5 protein-coding genes are annotated in these 6,255 nt (G+C 53.4%); 2 read left to right on the top strand and 3 right to left on the bottom strand.

Annotated features, from left to right (window positions below):
- The first annotated feature begins 247 nt into the window (after positions 1 to 247).
- Positions 248 to 1,993 (top strand): FAD-dependent oxidoreductase, encoded by a 1,746-nt coding sequence (locus PN477_RS16370; protein WP_272117299.1) that lies wholly within the window; start codon positions 248 to 250, stop codon positions 1,991 to 1,993.
- A gap of 255 nt (positions 1,994 to 2,248) precedes the next feature.
- Here the strand turns inward: PN477_RS16370 and acsF are convergent, their stop codons facing one another.
- The 3 genes from acsF to PN477_RS20945 form a co-directional block, all read right to left on the bottom strand.
- Positions 2,249 to 3,325, bottom strand: a complete 1,077-nt coding sequence (gene acsF / locus PN477_RS16365; RefSeq protein ID WP_272117297.1) for a magnesium-protoporphyrin IX monomethyl ester (oxidative) cyclase — start codon at positions 3,323 to 3,325, stop codon at positions 2,249 to 2,251.
- Positions 3,326 to 3,622: 297 nt separating this feature from the next.
- On the bottom strand, positions 3,623 to 4,807 hold the full coding sequence (locus PN477_RS16360) for an NAD(P)H-quinone oxidoreductase subunit H (protein ID WP_272117295.1): 1,185 nt from the start codon (positions 4,805 to 4,807) through the stop codon (positions 3,623 to 3,625).
- Between the two features lie 131 nt (positions 4,808 to 4,938).
- Positions 4,939 to 5,268, bottom strand: coding sequence for a site-specific integrase (locus PN477_RS20945; RefSeq protein ID WP_417158841.1), 330 nt, complete (start codon positions 5,266 to 5,268; stop codon positions 4,939 to 4,941).
- Positions 5,269 to 5,439: 171 nt separating this feature from the next.
- On the opposite strand from PN477_RS20945, the gene PN477_RS16355 reads away from it, so the two are divergent.
- The gene (locus PN477_RS16355; protein WP_272147462.1) at positions 5,440 to 6,174 is read left to right on the top strand and encodes a hypothetical protein; all 735 of its coding nucleotides are present in this window, start codon (positions 5,440 to 5,442) and stop codon (positions 6,172 to 6,174) included.
- The last annotated feature ends 81 nt before the right edge of the window (positions 6,175 to 6,255 follow it).

The raw sequence follows: 6,255 nt of genomic DNA, 5'->3' as shown, positions 1-6,255 counted from the left end.
GTGCATCCCAGTTATGCAATCCCTCACCCAACCCTCTCCCTCAGGAGAGGGCTTTTGGCTCCTTTCTCCTGCGGGAGAAGGGCTGGGGATGAGGGTGCTCCCTGGCGAGCCATGGGAATCTGCAAAAGTGGGATGCACCCATTTTTAAGGGGCGATCGCTCTACAATTGAGGCTGGAATTGAAGAAGGTGCGACGATTCGCGCCTTTTGTGGTGTTAGGGTTCAGGATTGGAGATTTTGAGAGAGCGATGAGAGAGCAGTTAACGGCGGATGTGTTGGTGGTGGGGGGCGGTACGGGGGGAACCTGTGCGGCGATTCAGGCGGCGCGACGGGGGGCGCGGACGATTCTCGTTAGTGCGGGGGATTGGTTGGGGGGAATGCTGACGGCGGCGGGGGTGTCGGTTCCCGATGGTAATGAGTTGACGGCGTGGCAAACGGGGCTGTGGGGGGCGTATGTGCGGGCGTTGCGCGATCGCCAACCGGGGGGACTCGATCACAGTTGGGTGAGTTTGTTTAGCTATGAACCGCAGATCGGGGCGGCGATTTTTGCGGATTGGGTGGCGGCGTTGCCTCATTTGCATTGGATTCGCGGTCAGGAACCGACGGGCGTGGAACGGAGCGGCGATCGCATCACCGCCGTCGATTTTCCCGACTATCGGATCACCGCCTCAATCACCCTCGATGGTACGGAACTCGGCGATCTCCTCGCCCTCGGCGACATTCCCCACCGCTGGGGCTGGGAATTGCAATCGGAATTTAACGAACCCAGTGCGCCCCCGGCGTGGAACGACCTCACCGATCGCTATCCGGTGCAGTCCCCCACCTGGGTCGCCTATCTCCAAGACTACGGCGCAGACCAGGCCGCCCCGACTATTCCCTGCCCGGTTGGGGTGAATCTCGCCGACTTTAACGGCGCGTGGGACAACTACGGCGGGGCGAAGTTTCTCGACTATGGCCGCTTGCCGGGGGGTCAGTTCATGCTCAACTGGCCGATTCAGGGCAATGATTATGGCGTTGGGTTAGAGCGATTGATCGCATCCGACACCGCCCGCGCTGAATTTGGCCGTGAAGCCCAGGCCATGAGCCTCGCCTTTGCCCACCATATTCAGGCAGAATTGGGCGATCGCTACGGCCTCGCCGCTCACGCTTTCCCCAATCCCGACAACCCCGCCCTCGCCCTCCAACCCTACCACCGCGAAAGCCGCCGCCTCCGGGGACTCACAACGATCACCGAGGCGGATATTTTGCCCCAATCGGGGGGATCTGTCGCAGCTCTACCAATAGCTCAGGATCAAGTGCAGGCGATCGCATTTGGCAACTACGCCAATGATCACCACTATCCCGGTTTTGACTTTCCCCTCCAACCGAAATCGATCCAATGGGGCGGACGTTGGACGGGGACACCCTTCACAATTCCCTACGGTGCGATCGTGCCGGAGCAGGTGCGGGGTCTCTTGGTCTGTGAAAAAAATATTTCCGTGTCTCACATTGCCAACGGTTCGACCCGCTTACAGCCGACGGTGATGGGGATTGGGCAAGCGGCAGGGATGGCGGCGGCGCTCTGTGTAGAGCAGGGTTGTGATCCGGTGGATTTGGAGGTGCGATCGCTTCAGGATGCGTTAATCGGGGATGCGATCGCACCCGCTGCCGTTGTTCCTCTATTCAACCTGCCCCCCAATCATCCCCAGTGGCACACCTGGCAGCGCCATTATCTCAACCAGCCCGACAGTTACCCCACCGATGGTAACGCGCCGATTGACTCAGCATTTACGAGTGAAGTTGAAGCGGGGGATGCGATCGCCGCCCCCATCACCATCACCGCCCCCCAGCAGTATCGCCTCACCCACAACGGCCAACCCTGGCAAGTGATCACCACCCGCCCCGAAGTCGAAGCCAAATTACAAACCCTCAAATCCGGCCAATCGGTTCACCTCTGGGGACGCTTCAACCCGTCTGGACAGTGGATTGTGGTAGAAAAACTCGATCGCCCCTAAACGAAAAACGGGGCATCATGATGATGCCCCGCAGGATTCGTTAGGGTACATCCCACGGTTGCAGATTCATACGGCTCGGCAGGGAGCACCCTCATCCCCAGCCCTTCTCCCGCAGGAGAAGGGAGCCAAAAGCCCTCTCCTGAGGGAGAGGGTTGGGTGAGGGATTGCATAACTGGGATGCAACCATTCGTTAATGTGCAGGCAAGGGGCTTCAGCCCCTTGTTTCCCTAGCGCTTAGGATTTAGATCGGTGAACCTAACGCACTGCGCCCATGGCTTGGAGGGAGTCGATCGGCTTCATGAAATAGAGCTTCGCCAACTGCACGCCATTGCTGATGTAGTGGGGGAGTTTCTTGAAGAACTTAACCACACCAGAGGCGTTAGATTCTGCGATCGCCGTCAACTTCTCGTTATTCTTGACGCAGATTTCCAAGGACTCATAGAACGTCGGATTCTTTACATCCAGCATCACCGGGAACACCCGCGCCGCCGTTTCATTCGTCTTCTCGATCACATACTTATCGTATTCCCGCGCATCCAAGCCCAACGCCGCGTAAAAGTCCTTGCGCTGAATATCATTGAGATACATCGTCGCAAACACCGACAGCAGGAAGAAGCGGCACCACAGTTTCGCCTTCCAATCGTTGAGAATACTCGGTTGCGCCCGCATCAGCGCATCAAAGAAATCGCCGTGGCGGTTTTCATCTTGGCACCAATTTTCAAAGAAATTGAAAATCGGATAGATGCGATCTTCTGGGTGTTGTTCGAGGTGACGATAGATCGTGATATAGCGCCAATAGCCGATTTTTTCTGATAAATAGGTGGCGTAGAAAATGAACTTCGGCTTAAAGAAGGTATAACTACGGCTCTTGGTCAAAAAGCCGAGATCCAACGACAAATTGAAGTCGGCCATCGCTTTATTGAGGAACCCAGCATGACGCGCTTCGTCCCGCGACATCAGCGTGAAGCCTTCCGCCAATAGGGGATTTTTGGTCTTGAGGCGACGGCCCAACTCTTTATACAGTAAGAACCCAGAAAATTCAGCGGTACAAGACCGTTCTAAAAATTCAATAAATAATTGGCGTTGCGCACCGTCGATGTGATCCCAGGATTGGGCGAATTGATCATCACGAACGAAGTGCTTTTGATTATAGTCAGTGCGAAACTCTTCGATGATGGCTCTTAATTCGTCTTCATTGACGGATAGATCCATCTTGGCCATTTCATCGAAATCTGTCGTATAGAAACGGGGGGTGAGGATGGTTTCTTTGGCAGGGGATTTTACACCCGGACGGATTTCATCAAATTGTGCTTGTTCAGCGGTCGCTACCATAGTATTAAACGAGAAATGCTAATGTTCGGTGAGATGACCTAGGATGGGCAAGTCTAGGCGGCCCGTGGGCTGTGTCTTAGTGTAACAAGGCTTTTGAGTTGGGTTAATTGCTCGTTCACTAAATGTAACGAACTGTTACTTAAGGCGGTGCGATCGCTCCCCCTTATCTCTCTCCTCGTGACTTAGCTCTGCTCAGTTATGCCTCCCCTTTCCTGGCGGCGGAGCCACCGAGGACTCGTATCATGGCAGAGCCATGATACGAGGAGAAAGCCATGACACGAGGAGAAAGAGCGAGGGTTAGCGATCCACCGATCCCATGATCACGTCAATACTGCCCAAAATCGCCATAATATCGGCGACCTTCACCCCCTTCAGGAGTTGGGGCAGAATTTGCAAGTTGTTGAAATCCGCCGGACGCACCTTAAAGCGCCAGGGGAAAATATTGTCATTGCCGACAATATAAACGCCCAGTTCGCCCTTACCACTTTCGAGGCGGACATAATGCTCACCTGACGGAATCTTAAAGGTCGGAGCCACCTTTTTCGCCACGTATTGATAATCAAAGCCGTTCCATTCGGACTTGCGGCCTTCCATCATCCGCTTCGCTTCCAAGTTCTCGTAGGGGCCGCCCGGAATCCCGGCGCAGGCTTGGCGAATGATTTTCACCGATTCGCGCATTTCCCGAATCCGCACCAGATACCGCGCTATACAATCCCCACTGGTTTCCCATTGGATATCCCAGTCAAAATCGTCGTAGCATTCGTAGTGATCCACTTTGCGCAAATCCCACTTCACCCCGGAACCGCGCAACATCGGCCCCGACAGGCCCCAGTTAATCGCCTCGTCGCGGCCAATGGTGCCAACCCCTTCGAGGCGGCGGCGGAAAATGGGGTTATTGGTGATCAGTTTTTCATACTCATCCACTTTGGGCAGAAAGTAATCGCAAAAGTCGATACATTTATCGAGCCAACCGTAGGGCAGATCCACCGAGACCCCACCGACGCGGAAATAGTTGTTATTAATTAACCGCGCCCCGCTGGCCGCTTCCCAGAGGTCGTAGATTAATTCCCGTTCCCGGAAGATGTAGAAAAAGGGGGTTTGTGCGCCCACGTCGGCGAGGAAGGGGCCAAGCCAGAGAAGATGGTTGGCGATGCGGTTGAGTTCGAGCATGATGACGCGGATGTATTGGGCCCGTTTGGGGACTTCAATATCCGCGAGTTTTTCCGGCGCGTTGACGGTGATCGCTTCGTTGAACATTCCGGCGGCGTAGTCCCAACGGCTGACGTAGGGGACAAACATCACGGTGGAACGGTTTTCGGCGATTTTTTCCATCCCTCGATGGAGGTAGCCGATCACGGGTTCACAGTCGAGAACGTCTTCCCCGTCAAGGGTGACGATTAAGCGTAGAACGCCGTGCATCGAGGGATGGTGTGGCCCCATGTTCAAGACCATGGGTTCGGTTCTTGTTTCTATCTGTGCCATAGATCGGCGGTTTCCCTCTGTTGATGTGCGATGCGGGGCGAGTACCCCGATGGTTTTCTCAGTATGCGTTGTGACTATTATAGAAAGCTCTGGGCCTTGCGATCCGTTTGGGGGGGATTTGGCGGGGGTTTTCAATAATTTGAATGCCTTATCGGAACGATACGCGGCGGATGGCGAAGAGGCTGCCGGCGGTGCCGATGGAGATGCCGAGGCTGAAAGAGCAAAGCACTCAGTGCAACATTTTGCGTAGAAGTCGCGATCTTTTTATCGACGGCAAGGTGAGAGAGATAGGCTCGTATCTCCGGTGCGCCTATCTCTCTAGGGTGGCGTTTCTGGTGAAACAGGATAAAATCACGGATGTAGTATAAGTAGGACTTCTCCGTTTTGCGGCTGAGATGCCGAAAGCGGGCAGTTTGACGAACGCAGTCGAGGAGCTTAGGCTGCTGCTGTGGTGTTTCCATCGCACTTAACTCTTATTGCGGTAGAAATCCCCATAGGGGGGTGTTATCCCGCACGTGCGGGATAACACCCATAATATTCGGAGTTAGACCGCACATGCTTGACAACACCCTGCTGAGGGGAGTTATCCTGCGTGTGCGGTCTAATACATAGTTCTGTGTTGAGGGATATTGATGTCGGCACCTGATTTTAACCAAAAGACAGTTGATTTGATCGCATACCGATCTGCGTACATCTGCGCAAATCCAGACTGCAACAGGTTGACTGTTGCGCCTTCCCTCACTGATGCTGCGTCTAAAGTGAAAATTGGCGAAGCTGCTCACATACACGATGCGCGAGAAAGGACTATTCGCTTCAAAAAGGATATGACACCCGAGGATCGGGCCAAACCAGAAAATGGAGTTTGGCTTTGTGCTAGTTGCCATACAGAAATCGATAAGAACCAAGGTAAAGACTACCCGGCAGAAGAACTAAAACGGTGGAAGAGAGATCATGAGGATCTGATCTCAGGACTATTGCGAAAGCACAAAAGCCCTTTGCCATTGATACGAAGATTTACGAATGATCAAAAGCTAGCTCAAGAAATCGTAGACGTTATTTCTAATAAAGGTGCTTTTCACCAAGCGCACCATCTCGAAAACCCTGACCACGTCATATTGTCTTTAAAAGAAGTTCGAGCAGACCTGCTCAGAATTGGTAAGGAAATCGATTTTGAAAAAAAGTTGCGCGAAATAAATGAAGAGCTAAAAAAAGCCTTAAAGGAATACATGAATGAGACGTCGAAATATCCTAGTTACTCCGAATCTCATATGGATGTCCTTAGAAAAAAAGTAGGAGTATCGCTCTGTGTATTGCGCGATGAATTCGGATGTAAAGTTCATGGAGCTATCACCCAGATAATGCCATGACACAGAACAAGTGGGTGAAGCCGACCGGTACTACGCTGAGCTCCGTTCCGGCGGCTTACCCAAAGCGTTAGCCCGACGGTG

It is taken from the genome of Spirulina subsalsa CS-330, assembly GCF_028330765.1.
Classification (GTDB): domain Bacteria; phylum Cyanobacteriota; class Cyanobacteriia; order Cyanobacteriales; family Spirulinaceae; genus Spirulina; species Spirulina subsalsa_A.
Note: the sequence above shows the minus strand (reverse complement) of the source record. Positions and strands in the feature narration are given on the sequence as shown.

Bases quoted from the DNA above. Each gene is read 5' to 3' on its own strand.
- PN477_RS20945 (WP_417158841.1), bottom strand. From the start codon at position 5,268: ATGGAAACACCACAGCAGCAGCCTAAGCTCCTCGACTGCGTTCGTCAA.
- acsF (WP_272117297.1), bottom strand. From the start codon at position 3,325: ATGGTAGCGACCGCTGAACAAGCACAATTTGATGAAATCCGTCCGGGT.
- PN477_RS16370 (WP_272117299.1), top strand. From the start codon at position 248: ATGAGAGAGCAGTTAACGGCGGATGTGTTGGTGGTGGGGGGCGGTACG.
- PN477_RS16360 (WP_272117295.1), bottom strand. From the start codon at position 4,807: ATGGCACAGATAGAAACAAGAACCGAACCCATGGTCTTGAACATGGGG.
- PN477_RS16355 (WP_272147462.1), top strand. From the start codon at position 5,440: ATGTCGGCACCTGATTTTAACCAAAAGACAGTTGATTTGATCGCATAC.